Origin of the sequence: Neisseria sp. P0008.S010 (assembly GCF_051962715.1) — a bacterium.
Lineage (GTDB): Bacteria > Pseudomonadota > Gammaproteobacteria > Burkholderiales > Neisseriaceae > Neisseria > Neisseria elongata.
Genome location: NZ_JBQCVA010000031.1, coordinates 1 through 15,085, shown reverse-complemented (window position 1 = coordinate 15,085; position 15,085 = coordinate 1). Strand labels below are relative to the sequence as shown.

General features: G+C 54.1%; 13 protein-coding genes and 1 pseudogene. 8 read left to right on the top strand and 6 right to left on the bottom strand.

Annotated features, from left to right (window positions below; translation table 11 throughout):
* Positions 1-3: 3 nt before the first annotated feature.
* The 6 genes from rplW to purB form a co-directional block, all read right to left on the bottom strand.
* Positions 4-318: a 50S ribosomal protein L23 gene (gene rplW, locus ACTHSL_RS08555; protein WP_003772554.1), complete on the bottom strand. Its 315-nt coding sequence runs from the start codon at positions 316-318 to the stop codon at positions 4-6.
* Positions 315-935, bottom strand: a complete 621-nt coding sequence (rplD, locus tag ACTHSL_RS08550) for a 50S ribosomal protein L4 (protein ID WP_049248918.1) — start codon at positions 933-935, stop codon at positions 315-317. Before rplD ends, rplW begins: the two co-directional genes overlap by 4 nt.
* A complete protein-coding gene (gene rplC, locus ACTHSL_RS08545; protein ID WP_440381080.1) occupies positions 935-1,579 on the bottom strand; it encodes a 50S ribosomal protein L3 in 645 nt (214 codons plus the stop codon). The genes rplD and rplC overlap by 1 nt, the downstream gene beginning before the upstream one ends.
* A 270-nt stretch (positions 1,580-1,849) precedes the next feature.
* Complete coding sequence (gene fba, locus ACTHSL_RS08540; protein ID WP_107971863.1) at positions 1,850-2,914, bottom strand: class II fructose-bisphosphate aldolase; 1,065 nt, start codon at positions 2,912-2,914, stop codon at positions 1,850-1,852.
* A 112-nt stretch (positions 2,915-3,026) separates the two neighbouring features.
* Complete coding sequence (locus tag ACTHSL_RS08535; protein WP_440381079.1) at positions 3,027-4,238, bottom strand: NAD(P)/FAD-dependent oxidoreductase; 1,212 nt, start codon at positions 4,236-4,238, stop codon at positions 3,027-3,029.
* A gap of 279 nt (positions 4,239-4,517) precedes the next feature.
* Complete coding sequence (gene purB / locus ACTHSL_RS08530; protein WP_440381078.1) at positions 4,518-5,888, bottom strand: adenylosuccinate lyase; 1,371 nt, start codon at positions 5,886-5,888, stop codon at positions 4,518-4,520.
* A gap of 189 nt (positions 5,889-6,077) precedes the next feature.
* Between purB and ACTHSL_RS08525 the strand changes: the two genes are divergently transcribed.
* From ACTHSL_RS08525 to ACTHSL_RS08490, 8 genes and pseudogenes are all read left to right on the top strand, one after another.
* Entirely contained in the window at positions 6,078-6,308 is a 231-nt protein-coding gene (locus tag ACTHSL_RS08525) for an exodeoxyribonuclease VII small subunit (protein WP_049248944.1), read from the top strand.
* Positions 6,295-7,188, top strand: a complete 894-nt coding sequence (locus tag ACTHSL_RS08520) for a polyprenyl synthetase family protein (RefSeq protein WP_440381077.1) — start codon at positions 6,295-6,297, stop codon at positions 7,186-7,188. The genes ACTHSL_RS08525 and ACTHSL_RS08520 overlap by 14 nt, the downstream gene beginning before the upstream one ends.
* Positions 7,189-7,556: 368 nt before the next feature.
* Positions 7,557-8,768 (top strand): hypothetical protein, encoded by a 1,212-nt coding sequence (locus ACTHSL_RS08515; RefSeq protein WP_440381076.1) that lies wholly within the window; start codon positions 7,557-7,559, stop codon positions 8,766-8,768.
* A 53-nt stretch (positions 8,769-8,821) separates the two neighbouring features.
* The gene (locus ACTHSL_RS08510) at positions 8,822-8,995 is read left to right on the top strand and encodes a hypothetical protein (protein WP_440381075.1); all 174 of its coding nucleotides are present in this window, start codon (positions 8,822-8,824) and stop codon (positions 8,993-8,995) included.
* Between the two features lie 96 nt (positions 8,996-9,091).
* Complete coding sequence (locus ACTHSL_RS08505; RefSeq protein WP_440381089.1) at positions 9,092-10,768, top strand: formate--tetrahydrofolate ligase; 1,677 nt, start codon at positions 9,092-9,094, stop codon at positions 10,766-10,768.
* A 299-nt stretch (positions 10,769-11,067) separates the two neighbouring features.
* The gene (locus ACTHSL_RS08500; protein ID WP_440381074.1) at positions 11,068-11,781 is read left to right on the top strand and encodes an FG-GAP repeat domain-containing protein; all 714 of its coding nucleotides are present in this window, start codon (positions 11,068-11,070) and stop codon (positions 11,779-11,781) included.
* A 715-nt stretch (positions 11,782-12,496) separates the two neighbouring features.
* Positions 12,497-14,776, top strand: a complete 2,280-nt coding sequence (gene metE / locus ACTHSL_RS08495; protein WP_440381073.1) for a 5-methyltetrahydropteroyltriglutamate--homocysteine S-methyltransferase — start codon at positions 12,497-12,499, stop codon at positions 14,774-14,776.
* A 225-nt stretch (positions 14,777-15,001) separates the two neighbouring features.
* Positions 15,002-15,085: pseudogene (locus ACTHSL_RS08490) on the top strand (IS1595 family transposase); the annotation flags it as partial.

Below are 15,085 nucleotides of genomic sequence, written 5' to 3'. Positions count from 1 at the left end.
ACCTTACTCCTTATCAGCCACAGCAGCGGCAGCCTCGAGATCAAGCTCTTGACCTTCAACCAAACTTACATAAGCTTTTTTTACATCGCTACGACGACCAACAGTGCGACCAAAACGTTTCACTTTACCTTTGGTTGTAGTTGTCGTTACCGAAGCCACTTGAACACCAAACAAAAGCTCAACAGCAGCCTTAATCTCCGATTTGGTAGAATCTGGCAATACTTTGAAAGTCATTTGGTTTCGCTTTTCAGCCAACAAATTGCTTTTTTCAGAAACAACAGGGGCTAAAATTACCTTCATCAAACGTTCTTGATTCATACCCACTGCTCCTCTAACTGGGCAATTGCATCCCTAGTAAAAACTACTTTTTTATAACGCAGCAAACTATAAGGATCAACTTGATGTGCTTCCAATACCAATACATTTGGCAAATTGCGGGAAGCCAAGTAAACATTCTCATCAAGCTGTTTAGTTACAAACAACACCTGTTCCAAACCTAAATTTTTTACCTGTCCGGCAAACTCTTTAGTTTTAGGAGTGGCGGCAGCCAGCTCTTCAACCACATAAAGCCGTTCGTCACGCACCAACTGCGACAAAATAGTCGCCATACCGGCACGGTACATTTTACGGTTTACTTTTTGAGTGAAATTTTCGTCAGGCTTGTTGGGGAACGCACGTCCACCACTACGCCATAACGGAGAAGAGGTCATACCTGAGCGGGCACGTCCCGTACCCTTTTGGCGCCACGGCTTTTTAGTAGAATGTTTAACTTCTGCGCGAGTGAGCTGTGCACGATTACCGGAACGGGCATTCGCCAAAAATGCGGTTACCAACTGATGAACCAATGCCTCGTTATACTCACGCGCGAACAAAGCATCAGAAGCAGACAATGCGCCTGAAACCTGACCTTGAGCGTTGATTATTTTTAATTCCATTACGCACCCACTTTCACGCCAGGACGTACAATTACATCGCTATTCACAGCACCCGGCACTGCACCTTTAACAAGCAAAAGATGACGTTCTACATCAACACGTACAATTTCTAAATTTTGCACAGTTGCTTTAGCATTACCGTATTGGCCCGCCATGCGCTGACCCGGGAAAACACGGCCCGGATCTTGAGCCATACCGATAGAGCCAGGCACACGATGTGAGCGCGAGTTACCATGAGAGGTACGTTGAGAATCAAAATTGTGTCGTTTGATCGTACCGGAAAAACCTTTACCTTTTGAGGTTCCGGTAACGTCAACCAGCTGACCGGCTTCAAACAGGGCTACAGTTACTTCGCCACCTGCTTGCAGTTCAGCAGCTTTTTCAGCAGAAACAGCAAATTCAACCAAACCGCGACCAGCTTCGACACCTGCTTTTGCAAAATGTCCAGCTTCAGCCTTGTTAACGCGATTTGCTTTTTTCTGACCGAAGGTAACTTGAACGGCCGTATAACCGTCAGCATCTTCGGATTTGAGTTGAGTGACGCGGTTCGGAGTCATTTCCAACACGGTTACCGGAACAGAAGCACCCTGTTCGTCAAACACGCGAGTCATGCCCACCTTGCGTCCAACCAGACCTAATGTCATGATTATTTTCCTTAAATAAAAGGGGTTAGCTACGATTGGCTAACCATTCGGACAAAAATAAATTCTTGGCATCGAATGCCAAGCCCCGCACTATACTACATTAGCGCATGTATTTTCAAGAAAAATATCGGATTTCACATACTTGTCGGCCAATCGTTGTATTTTTTCTGTAACGCCATAATCAGGCCGTCTGAAAATCAAAAAGGGCGGTCTGAAATTATTTTTCAAACCACCCTTAAACCGATAAATCAAATCCGATTTCGCTTACCCTTAACGGATTACCTGACTCAGTTCGCCCTTGGCATAGCGGTCGGCCATTTTTTCAAGGGAAACAGGTTTGATTTTGCCTGCCTGACCTTCGCAGCCGAATGCGAGGTAGCGGTCGAGACAGATTTGTTTCATGGCTTCGACGGTTTTGCTCAGGTATTTGCGCGGGTCGAATTCGGATGGGTTTTCTGCCATAAAGCGGCGGATGGCACCGGTGGAGGCGAGGCGCAGGTCGGTGTCGATGTTGACTTTGCGCACGCCGTGTTTGATGCCTTCGACGATTTCTTCAACCGGTACGCCGTAGGTTTCACCGATTTTGCCGCCGTATTCGTTGATGACTTTCAACCATTCTTGAGGAACGGAGCTGGAGCCGTGCATGACGATGTGGGTGTTGGGCAAGGCTTGGTGGATTTCTTTGATGCGGTCGATGCGCAATACGTCGCCGGTGGGCGGACGGGTGAATTTGTACGCGCCGTGGCTGGTGCCAACGGCGATGGCGAGCGCGTCCACGCCGGTGTCTTTAACAAAGCGCACGGCATCTTCAACGCTGGTGAGCATTTGGTCGTGGGAGAGTTTGCCGACTGCGCCTACGCCGTCTTCTTCGCCTGCTTCGCCGGTTTCGAGGTTGCCCAATACGCCGATTTCGCCTTCGACGGATACGCCGCAGGCGTGGGAGAAATTAACGACGGTACGGGTGGCGTTGACGTTGTATTCGTAGGTGGACGGGGTTTTGCCGTCTTCCATCAGCGAGCCGTCCATCATGACGGAGGAGAAGCCCAGTTGGATGGAGCGTTGGCACACGTCGGGCGATGCGCCGTGGTCTTGGTGCATGACGACGGGGATGTGCGGGAATTCTTCGACGGCCGCCAGAATCAGGTGGCGTAAAAACGGCGCACCTGCATATTTGCGCGCGCCGGCGGATGCTTGGACGATAACGGGGGCGTTGACGGAATCGGCAGCCTCCATAATGGCGCGCATTTGCTCAAGATTATTAACGTTGAATGCGGGCAGGCCGTAGCTGTTTTCGGCTGCATGGTCGAGCAGTTGGCGCATGGATACGAGTGCCATAGGAAACTCCTGTTTGAATGTGTAATTGACTGTAATCGGGATGGATTATAGCAAAGAAGAGAGGCCGTCTGAAAGGCAGATGCACTTTTCAGACGGCCTCAAAACATCCCGATTAGCCAAACAGCATTTGCGAATCGCTGACGCAGGGGTTGTTTCTATCCCAAGCATATCCGGCCAAAATCGCGCAGAGCATACGGCGGACATCGGGATTACATTTTTTATCGAATATCAAATCTTGGAACCCCCCGTCATACCATCCCTTGATGTAACTACCGAACGCGGTAACGCCGCCCATCAAAGGAACGGAGAATTCTTTATGCCAATCCACCTTACCTCCGCGCAACTCGCGAATCACGCAATCTGCCGCCAACTTGGCCGACTGCACGGCTATCGTTACCCCCGATGAAAACACGGGGTCGAGAAACTCGCCCGACGCGCCCAGTAGGGCAAAATGGCGGCCGTAAAGCCCTTTTACCTTGGTGGTATAACCCGGCAGGTAGTTAAACGGAAAATCGTTGTCCCATTTTGCATCGGCAAGGATTTCCGCCAGATAAGGCACTTCCGACACCGCCTGCTTCAGAATGTGGGCACTGCTGTCGTGGCCGAAATAACGTTCTTCGCCAACCACGCCGACGGAACTGCGGCCGTTACTGAACGGAATCAGCCACAACCAAACATCACGATGCTTCGGATGAATGCACACCAAATTCTTATTGCGGTCGAATTTCGGCGAAGTGATGCGGTCGTCGATGTGGGTAAAATGCACTTGGCGCATCACTGTGTTCGGCGGCAAATCCCAGCCCATCAGGCGCGGCAGGGCGCGGTAGAAACCGCTGGCATCCAGCACGAAACGGGTTTCCATATCATAGGTTTCGCCGTTTTCCCGCTGCACGATCAGCAGCACCGTATCACCCTCGTTGTCGAACGCCTTCAAACTTTCGCCGAAGCGCACCGCCACGCCCTGCTTTTCCACTTCGTCTATCAGCAGTTTGTCGAAAGCGGCACGCGGCACATTGAACGCCGTTTCATTGCCTGTGCCGAATTTATCTAAAAAACTAAACGAGGTATATTCGCTACCCCAAGAAAACGCAAAACCATTTTTATACTGAAACCCCAGGCCGGCCGCCTGAACCGCCCTCAGCAAGCCCGCCTCTTCCAGCACATCCATCGCATAAGGCAGCAGGCTCTCGCCAATCACAAAACGGGGGAAATGCTGCTTCTCCAACACACAGACGCTCAGGCCGCTCCGATTCAACAAAGCCGCAGCCACAGAGCCTGCAGGTCCCGCGCCGATAATCGCCACATCGTAAATAAATGCAGACATCGTTCACCCCTTTTTTTAAAAATCTGATTGAATATTTGCCGTTACACGATCTTACATATCCCATTTTAACGACAAACGGCAGAAGCTGACAATCGGATGGCATGTTTATCCGCTCCAGGCCGTCTGAACCCGCACAAGCAAACAAACAGGCACGGCCAAACCGCCAAACTGAGAAACAGTACCCGCCTTGTTCAGACGGCCCCACTCGGGAAAAAGGCCGTCTGAAAACACAACAGCCATTGCATTTTCAGACGGCCTTTCCGCCGCATCAGCCGGATATCAAATCCGCTTCGCCAAATTTTCGGCCTTGCCGACATACGATGCCGGAGTCAAATCCAGCAACTGCTGTTTTGCGCCGTCCGGAATATCCAAATCGCGGATAAACAATGCCAGCACCTCCGGCGTGATACCGCCTTTACCGCGCGTCAAATCCTTCAGCTTTTCATAAGGATTGGCCACGCCGTAGCGGCGCATCACCGTCTGAATCGGCTCGGCCAACAACTCCCAAGTCGCATCCAAATCGGCGGCCAACGCAGCGGGATTCGCCTCCAGCTTGTTCAGCCCGCGCAGGTGCGCCGCCAAACCCAACACCGCATAACCGATGCCGACGCCCATATTCCGCAACACCGTACTGTCGGTCAAATCGCGCTGCCAACGGGACACGGGCAGTTTTTCCGACAAAAAGGCCAAAACCGCATTCGCCATACCCAAATTGCCTTCGGAATTTTCAAAATCAATCGGATTGACCTTATGCGGCATCGTGGAAGAACCCACCTCGCCCGCCTTTACCTTCTGCTTGAAATAGCCGAGGGAAATATAGCCCCACACATCGCGGTTGAAATCGATCAGAATCGTATTGATGCGGGAAACGGCCTGGAAAAACTCCGCCATATAATCGTGCGGCTCGATTTGAATCGTGTACGGATTGAACGTCAGCCCCAAATCTTCCTCGACAAAACGGCGGCAATGCCCCTCCCAATCCACATCGGGATACGCAACCATATGAGCATTGTAATTGCCCACCGCGCCATTGATTTTGCCCAAAAATTCCTGAGCGGAAAGCTGCTTCGCCTGACGTTCCAAACGGTACAGCACATTGGCGACCTCCTTGCCCAAAGTCGTCGGCGTGGCAGGCTGCCCGTGCGTACGGCTCATCATCGGCACTGCCGCCAACTCATGCGCCAATGAGCGCAACTTATCCGACACCTCGGCCAACTTCGGCAGCAAAACCTCATCGCGCGCCTCGCGCAGCATCAAAGCGTGAGACAAATTATTGATGTCCTCGCTGGTGCAGGCAAAATGGATGAACTCCGACACCGCCGACACCGCAGGCACACCGGCAAACCGCTCCTTCAACCAATACTCGATAGCCTTCACATCATGATTGGTCGTCGCCTCGATGGCCTTCACCGCCGCCGCGTCCTCCAAAGAAAAACCGGCAATCACATCATCGATTTCGGCCAACACCGCCTCGTCAAACGGCGGCACCTCCACGATTTTCGGCTCGGCGGCCAACGCCTTCAACCAAGACAACTCCACCCTGACTCTGGCCCTCATCAGGCCGTATTCGGAAAAAACGGGGCGCAAGGCCTCGACGGATTTCGCATAACGCCCGTCCAACGGCGACAAAGCGGCAATCGGATTGATCATGTTCGGATTCCTGTTCAGAACGATAGAAAAGCGCGATTATACTTCAAACCGCCGCACAAACACCCCAAAGGCCGTCTGAAAACCACCCTTCCCCGCTTTCAGACGGCCTAAAAACCCCAAAATGCCGCACAATGGCATTTCATCAACAGCGGCGATACAATGCCCCCTTTTGCACCACCCGTATCCGACATGAAAAAATCCCCCGCCCCGAAAACATTCGAAGAAGCAATCAAACGCCTCGAAACCCTGACCCAGGCCATGCAAAACAGCGAAATGCCGCTGGAAGAAGCACTCTCCGCCTACCAAGAAGGCAACGAACTGGTCAAATACTGCCAAACCAAACTGGCCGAAGTCGAACAAAAACTGCAAGTGCTCGATGCCGACGGCCTCAAGGAGCTGACACTCGATGCCGACGAATGAACTGAAAACCTGGCAGGCACAGGCGCAAGCGCAAACCGAACTGCTGCTCGCACGCCTGATGCCGTCTGAAAACCAACTCCCGCAAAGCCTGCACGAAACCATGCGCTACGCCGTCCTCGACGGCGGCAAACGCCTGCGCCCCCTGCTCGTGCTTGCCGCCTCCGAACTGGGCGAAGCCGTTCCCGATGCCGTCGAAGCCGCGATGGCGGCCATAGAACTCATACACGTCTACTCCCTCGTTCACGACGACATGCCCGCCATGGACAACGACAACCTGCGGCGCGGCCGCCCCACCTGCCACATCCGCTACGGCGAAGCCGCCGCCCTGCTCGCGGGCGACGCACTGCAAACCCTCGCCTTCGACCTCCTCAGCCGCGCCACCGCCCTGCCGCCGCAACGCCAGCTGCACATGATCTCCACCCTCGCGCGCGCCTCCGGCAGCCTCGGCATGGCGGGCGGGCAGGCCATAGACCTCGCCAACGTCGGCCGCAACATCACCCAAAGCGAACTCGAACAAATGCACAGCCTGAAAACAGGCGCGCTCATCCGCGCCGCCGCCGCCCTCGGCGGCCTCAGCTGTCCCGACCTGACCGACAACGACCTGCAACGCCTCGACCGCTACGCCGCCCGCCTCGGCCTCGCCTTCCAAGTCATAGACGACGTACTCGACTGCGAAGCCGACACCGCCACACTGGGCAAAACCGCCGGCAAAGACGCCGACAACGACAAACCGACCTACGTCAAACTCATGGGCCTGTCGGCCGCACGACAATACGCCGAAACACTCGTGGCGGAAGCACTCGAAACACTCGAACCCTTCGGCAGCCGCGCCGCACACCTTCGCGGCCTCGCCCGATTCGTTACCGCGAGGAAAAACTGACCCTTCCCCGAAAACACAGAGGCCGTCTGAAAACCCGACACATCAAGTTTTCAGACGGCCTTCATCCCAAATAACGGAAACAATGGCGGACAAACAACAAACAATCAATATAAAATCCCCGCAAAACAACCACAAATATAGTGGATTAACAAAAATCAGGACAAGGCGGCGAGCCGCAGACAGTACAAATAGTACGGAACCGATTCACTTGGTGCTTCAGCACCTTAGAGAATCGTTCTCTTTGAGCTAAGGCGAGCCAACGCTGTACTGGTTTTTGTTAATTCACTATACAGCAAAACATACCAATCTCGGCCTATTTAAACACCGCCAACCGTCAACCTCACCCGCAAACGCAAGAAAGGCACACCATGTCCCTCAACCCCGTCTACCTCTGGAACCCGCAAAACTTCCCCGACCCGCAAGCCATGCTGCCCGACGGCTTCGACGCGGCACACCGCATCGTCTCAGAATGGGCCGACCAACCCCTGCCGCAAGGCGCGGACACAAGCGCGTTTGACAAACTGGCCGGATACATCGCCGAAGCCGCCCGCAGCGGCAAAGCCTCGGCCGACTTCAAAGCCGCTTACACCGATATAGAAACCCAAGTGGCCGAACAACTGAAAAGCTGCGCCATACTCGAACTGTACGAACATTATCTGGAGCTGATGCCGATACTGACCTGCCGCAGCGAAAGCCTGGGCCTCGTGCTGTACGACGCCAACGGCTACCTGCTGCTGCCCGACGGCCAGGAATACCCCGACCAAGAAACCCAAGACGAAATCACGGCATACTGGCGGCAGCGCGAAGCCGAAGAACAAAAATGGCGGCAGGAAAACAGGGGTCTGCCGAAGAACATCAAAGATTTCTACAAATACTTCCGCCCCAAAGTGGACGAACTGATGGCGCGCCACGGCTTCGAATACGCGCCGCATTTGTTCAATCCGGCAGCATACGGACGCAAAAAAATGGAGCCGGACCTCATCATCTACGCCAAACCGATGACAAACGGCCAGCAGACGATATACATCGACTACGAAGATATTTATAAGGACGGCGAATACAGCGGCCTAGGGTTGAGCTGGTATCTTTCTGACGAAACCGTGGAGCGGATTTACCTGCACGAACTGGACAATATTCGTCCGCGTTACGGGCAAACCGAGAAAAAACAATTGATTAGGGGAGGGGTGGTTGATATGGAATACTACCTATCCAAGACGTGGTACCACACCGGCCCGTCAGTCAGCTACAAAACTGAAACCGAGATAGAGGCGCTGCTGGCCTATTGGGATCAGAAGCTGCGGGAAGTGGCGTGGATTGATACCTACGACGACATCGACCGTTTTTACGAATTGAATACCGTTACCCACGCCGAGAAAGATGCGGGCAAGGGGATGTTTACATTCAACAGTTTCATGCCGCGGCTGGTCATCCTCTATCTGGCGGGGAAAACCGATTTGCGGGAAAGGATGGAATCATGGCTTGCTGCTGATGATGCCTATATCGTCAATCGGGAGTATGTCCGCGAGCGGTACACAAAGACATTGAATCACCTGGAAAACAAGCAGAAGGAAGAAAGTTAGACGCAGGGGCATCCGTTGCCCCTTTTTAAAACCACCGCAAGAAAGGCATACCCATGTCCCTCAACCCCGTCTACCTTTGGCAGCCCAACCGCACCGCCGCAAAGGCATCAGCCGGCATCGGCAGGTTTGCGGAATCGGTAAAAGGCCGTCTGAAAACACCACACATCATGTTTTCAGACGGCCTTCCCCATGGCTGCCGCATGAAGCGGTTTCAGCATAAACGGTAATATTTTTCATTGCATACCGCCCTGCCCCATATCGCCGTTTCAGACGGCCTCACTTATAATCCAACCCATCCCAACCCTCTGAAAAGCGAGAATCCCATGAGTTTCAAAACCGATGCCGAAATCGCCCGCGAAGCCGCCGTCCGCCCGATACGCGAAATTGCCGCCAAGCTGGGCATCAGCGAAGACAAGCTCGAGCCATACGGCCACTACAAAGCGAAAATCAACCCCGCCGAAGCCTTTGCCCTGCCCGACAGGAAAGGCCGTCTGATTTTGGTTACCGCCATCAACCCGACCCCGGCGGGCGAAGGCAAGACCACGGTAACCATCGGCCTGGCCGACGCGTTGAACCACATCGGCAAACAGGCCGTGGTCGCCATGCGCGAACCTTCGCTGGGCCCCGTGTTCGGCATCAAGGGCGGTGCGGCGGGCGGCGGTTATTCGCAGGTTTTGCCGATGGAAGACATCAACCTGCATTTCACCGGCGACTTCCACGCCATCGGCGCGGCCAACAACCTGCTTGCCGCCATGCTCGACAACCATATCTATCAGGGCAACGCGCTGAACATCGACCCCAAACGCGTGCTGTGGCGGCGCGCGGTGGACATGAACGACCGCCAGTTGCGCAACATCATCAGCGGCAACGGCAAGCCGACCGACGGCGTGTTGCGTCCCGACGGCTTCGACATCACCGTGGCATCCGAAGTCATGGCCGTATTCTGCCTGGCCAAAGACCTGACCGACCTGAAAAACCGTTTGGGCAACATCCTGATTGCCTACGCCAAAGACGGCAGCCCCGTTTACGCCAAAGACTTGAACGCCCACGGCGCGATGGCCGCACTTTTGAAAGACGCCATCAAGCCGAATCTGGTGCAAACCATAGGCGGCACGCCCGCCTTCGTCCACGGCGGCCCCTTCGCCAACATCGCCCACGGCTGCAACTCCGTAACCGCCACCCGCCTTGCCCTGCATCTGGCCGATTATGCCGTTACCGAAGCGGGCTTCGGCGCGGACTTGGGCGCGGAAAAATTCTGCGACATCAAATGCCGCCTGGCCGGCCTGAAACCCGACGCGGCCGTCGTCGTCGCCACCGTCCGCGCCCTGAAATACAACGGCGGCGTGGCGAAAGAAGACTTGGGCAAAGAAAACGTCGAAGCCTTGAAACAGGGCCTGCCCAACCTACTGCGCCATATTTCCAACCTGAAAAACGTATTCGGCCTGCCCGTCGTCGTCGCCATCAACCGCTTCGTTTCCGACACGGATGCCGAATTGGCACTGATTCAGACGGCCTGTGCCGAACACGGCGTGGAAGTATCGCTGGCCGAAGTGTGGGGCAAAGGCGGCGAAGGCGGCGCGGATTTGGCGCGCAAAGTCGTTTCCGCCATCGAAAACCAGCCCAACAATTTCGCCTACGCCTATGATGTCAATGACAGTATCCCCGACAAGCTGCGCGCCATCGCGCAAAAAATCTACGGCGCGGCCGATGTCGATTTCAGTGCCGAAGCACGCGCGGAAATCGCGTCTTTGGAAAAACTGGGCTTGGACAAACTGCCGGTGTGCGTGGCGAAAACGCAATATTCGTTCAGCGACAACGCCAAACTTCTGGGCTGTCCGAGCGGCTTCACCATCACCGTCCGCAGCCTGACCCTGTCTGCCGGCGCGGGCTTCATCGTCGCCGTCTGCGGCAGCATCATGAAAATGCCCGGCCTGCCGAAAGTGCCTTCCGCTGAAAAAATCGACGTGGACGAAAACGGCAACATCACCGGACTGTTCTAAACGGCCGCACAACACAAGCCGCCCCGAAAGGGCGGCTTTTTTGCGCCGAACCGTATTTTCAGACGGCCTCAAACAAACAGGTGCGGGCAGGACAAACCGTACAAAACCGATTCACTTGGCGCTTCAACTCCTTAGAGAACCGTTCCCCTGAAGCTCAGGCGAGGCAACGCCGTTCTGATTTAAAGTAATCCGCTAAATATTGCGCCAAACGGAAAAAAGAGATTAAGATTGCCGCTGCAACTAAAGAGGCCATCTGAAAAGCGAAAACCACCGATTCATCAAACAAAAAAGGAAACACCATGCCCACCACCCGCTATTTATTTGCCGCCCTGTCCGTTTTGGCTCTGGGCGCATATGCCGAAACCCTGCCGTTATCCAAACTGCCCCAAGGCTGGCAAGGCGGCATCGAAGTGCAATGCCGCGAGGGTTTCTGCTCGGGCGAAGGCGCGGTATTGCTGCAAATTAACGGCCGCAAACACCGCCTGCCCGCCGATTTTTTCACCTTCAGCACCCGTCCCGACTCCGGCAACACCCCAACCCCCAATCCGGTTACCGTGGACGACTTCAATTTCGACGGCCGACCGGACATCGCCGTGCCGCGCGGGCAGCAAGGCCCCTACGGCTCTTGGTCGGATGACATCTACCTGCAAACCGAAGACGGAAATCTGCTGAAGAGCCAAGAATTAAGCGAACTATCCGATTATTACATGGGCACACCCGAAATCGACCGCAAACGCAAACTTCTGATTGTTTATGGAAAATCCGGCGCAGCCATCCACTACACCGCGCATTACCGCGTTGCTGCGGACGGAAGTCTGCAACAGGTTTACCAACGCGACGACATCCACGGCGGCTGCAAGCGGCAGACGGGCATCAAAATCGAAGAAACCACCATATCCGCCAACGGAAAACAGCATACGCGCACCCGCTGCCTGACCGAGGCGCAATACGAAAAACAAATAAAGCGCGACCTGGAGGAAACGCGGCAACTCCGGCCTGACAACGCAAAATAATTGCCCGCGCCCTACCGCCGCATACATGAAAGGCCGTCTGAAACACCGTTTAAACCATGTTTTCAGACAGCCTCATTCTGTCTCCCACCTATAAATGTATCTTTTAAACAACAATAAAAATAAAACAATCGGCGTTATTTTCAGACAAACGGATATTCATCTTCTTTTATGGTTGAGCAGCATTCCAAACCTTCTTGATTGCCCGTTATCAAACGAAGCGCAAAACAAATCCAACGCACTGAATAAAATTAAATTTTTTAACACCCGTCACCTTCCGCCCAAAGATGCCGTTTTCAGACGGCGCCAACCCTGCTGCCTGACGAGTAACGGCCTTCAAACATACCGCTTGTCAAAAAAAATATGTTTTCAGCAAATTTTTTTGACAAATTAAAATTGCAAAAAAATTGCACTTCATAGATAATCTCCCCCGTTCGGTCGGCAGCGTGCACCCGCCCTTCCCAATATCGGGTGAACCCTCCCTTCGCGCTGCCGCACTCAACAATGATTTTGTTTTTGTGTATTCTCTCTGTTTTATCGCCCTCCCCGTGAGGGCTTCTTTTTTGCCTGCCGATTGGTTTTCAGACGGCCTCCGCGCCACCGCATTAAACAGATTCATACAAAATCTTCAAATAACTCGTTTGCCTATTGCATGGAAACGGCGCAAGATAGCAGCATTCAAAACTTTCCCCCTTAATTTGCTCCAAGGAGTTACTCAATGAATACTTTTCATCTTTCAGGCTACCCGCGCATCGGTGCGAAGCGCGAGCTGAAATTTGCCGTCGAAGCCTTTTGGAAAGGCGCGAAAACCGAATCTGAGCTGCAATCCGTAGCCGCCGAAATCCGCCGTTTGAACTGGGCGGCGCAAAAAGCCGCCGGTGCGGATTTGCTGCCGGTGGGCGATTTCTCGTTCTACGACCATGTGCTTGATTTGCTGTGCGCTTTGGGTGGCATTCCGAAACGCTTCGGTTTCGACGCGTCCAACCTGAGCCTGCCCGAATACTTCCAGCTGGCACGCGGCAACGCCACCCAGTTTGCAATGGAAATGACCAAATGGTTCGACACCAACTACCACTTCATCGTGCCCGAATGGTCTGCCGACACCGAATTCAAAGTAAACACCAAAAACCTGATCGCGCAAATCAAAGAAGCCAAAGCGCAGGGCTACGACATCAAGCCTACCTTGGTCGGCCCCGTTACCTTGGCTTGGCTGGGTAAAAAGAAAGACGGCATCAACTGCCGCGTGAAAGACCTGCTGCTGCCCAAACTGCTGCCCGCTTACGCGCAACTGCTGCGCGAACTGGCCGCCGAAGGTGCGGACTGGGTTCAGATTGATGAGCCGATTCTGGCTGCCGAAGCCGGTTCCGCATGGCTGGACGCATTTGCACCGGTTTATCAAGAACTGTCCGGCACCGGCGTGCGCATCCTCATCGGCACTTACTTCGCTTCCGTTGCCGAACATTTGGACCTGTTGAAATCCCTGCCCGTACAAGGCCTGCACATCGACTGCGTGCGCGCACCGGAACAACTGGCCGTGTTTGCCGAAGGCTGGCCGAAAGACCGCGTATTGTCCGTCGGCCTGATTGACGGCCGCAACGTATGGCGTGCCAACCTGTCCAAAGTCATCGCCACTTTGGAACCGGTTAAAGCCAAATTGGGCGAAAACCTGTGGATTGCCCCAAGCTGCTCCCTGCTGCACAGCCCGCAAGACTTGGCCGTGGAAGAAAAACTGGACGGCGAAATCAAATCATGGATGGCTTTTGCCGCACAAAAACTGGTGGAACTGGGCGTGGTAAAACGCGCGCTGGAGCAAGGCAAAGACGCCGTTCAAGCCGAACTGGCCGCATCCGATGCCGCCGCCGCCGACCGTGCGACCAACAAACTGATTCACAACGATGCCGTCAAAGCCCGCGTGGCCGCCCTGCCGAAAGGCGCAGACCAGCGCAAATCCCCGTTTGCCGAGCGCATCAAGGCACAACAGGAATGGATGAAGCTGCCCGCACTGCCGACCACCACCATCGGTTCCTTCCCGCAAACCACTGAAATCCGCCAAGCGCGCGCCGCGTTCAAAAAAGGCGAATTGAGTGCCGCCGACTACGATGCCGCGATGAAAAAAGAAATCGCCTACTGCGTTGAAGTACAGGAAAAACTGGAAATCGACGTGCCCGTACACGGCGAAGCCGAGCGCAACGATATGGTGGAATACTTCGGCGAACAGCTGTCCGGCTACTGCTTCAGCCAATTCGGCTGGGTACAAAGCTACGGCAGCCGCTGCGTGAAACCGCCCATCATCTTCGGCGACGTTTCCCGTCCGAACCCGATGACCGTTTACTGGTCCACCTACGCGCAAAGCCTGACCAAACGCCCGATGAAAGGCATGCTGACCGGCCCGGTTACCATGTTCAAATGGTCTTTCGTCCGCGACGACATCCCGTTGAGCGAAGTGGCCAAACAAATCGCTTTGGCACTGAACGACGAAGTATTGGACTTGGAAAAAGCCGGCATCAAAGTCATCCAAATTGACGAGCCCGCCATCCGCGAAGCCATGCCGCTGAAAAAAGCGCAGTGGGACGAATTCCTGGCCTGGGCCTGCGAATCCTTCCGCCTGTCCAGCACCGGCGCGGAAGACAGCACCCAAATCCACACCCATATGTGCTACTCCGAGTTCAACGACATCCTGCCCGCCATCGCCAGCATGGATGCGGACGTTATCACCATCGAAACTTCGCGCTCCGACATGGAATTGCTGACTGCGTTCGGCGACTTCAAATACCCGAACGACATCGGCCCGGGCGTGTACGACATCCACAGCCCGCGCGTTCCGACCGAAGCCGAAGTGGAGCACCTGCTGCGTAAGGCAATGGAAGTCGTGCCCGTGGAACGCCTGTGGGTAAACCCCGACTGCGGCCTGAAAACACGCGGTTGGAAAGAAACCATCGAGCAGCTTGAAGTGATGATGGCGGTTACCAAAAAACTGCGTCAGGAACTGGCTAAATAATCAGGCCGCCTGAAAAGCATCAAGGCCGTCTGAAAACCTCCAAACAGGTTTTCAGACGGCCTTTTATTTCCAAACGGACTCATTCAGTTGTCAGGCTGTATTTCAATTTTATAGTCAATTAAAAACAAAATAGTACAATACTCAACTTTGAAGGTCTAACCATGGCATACTCTGCGGACTTAAGAGACAAAGCTTTAAACTAGGGGCTGTACTAGATTAGCAGATATGTTACCCTCGGAATATGAAGATAACACACTGCAAATTAAAGAAAAAAGTACAGAAAGAACTGCTCCGGTTTTTTGTACTCGA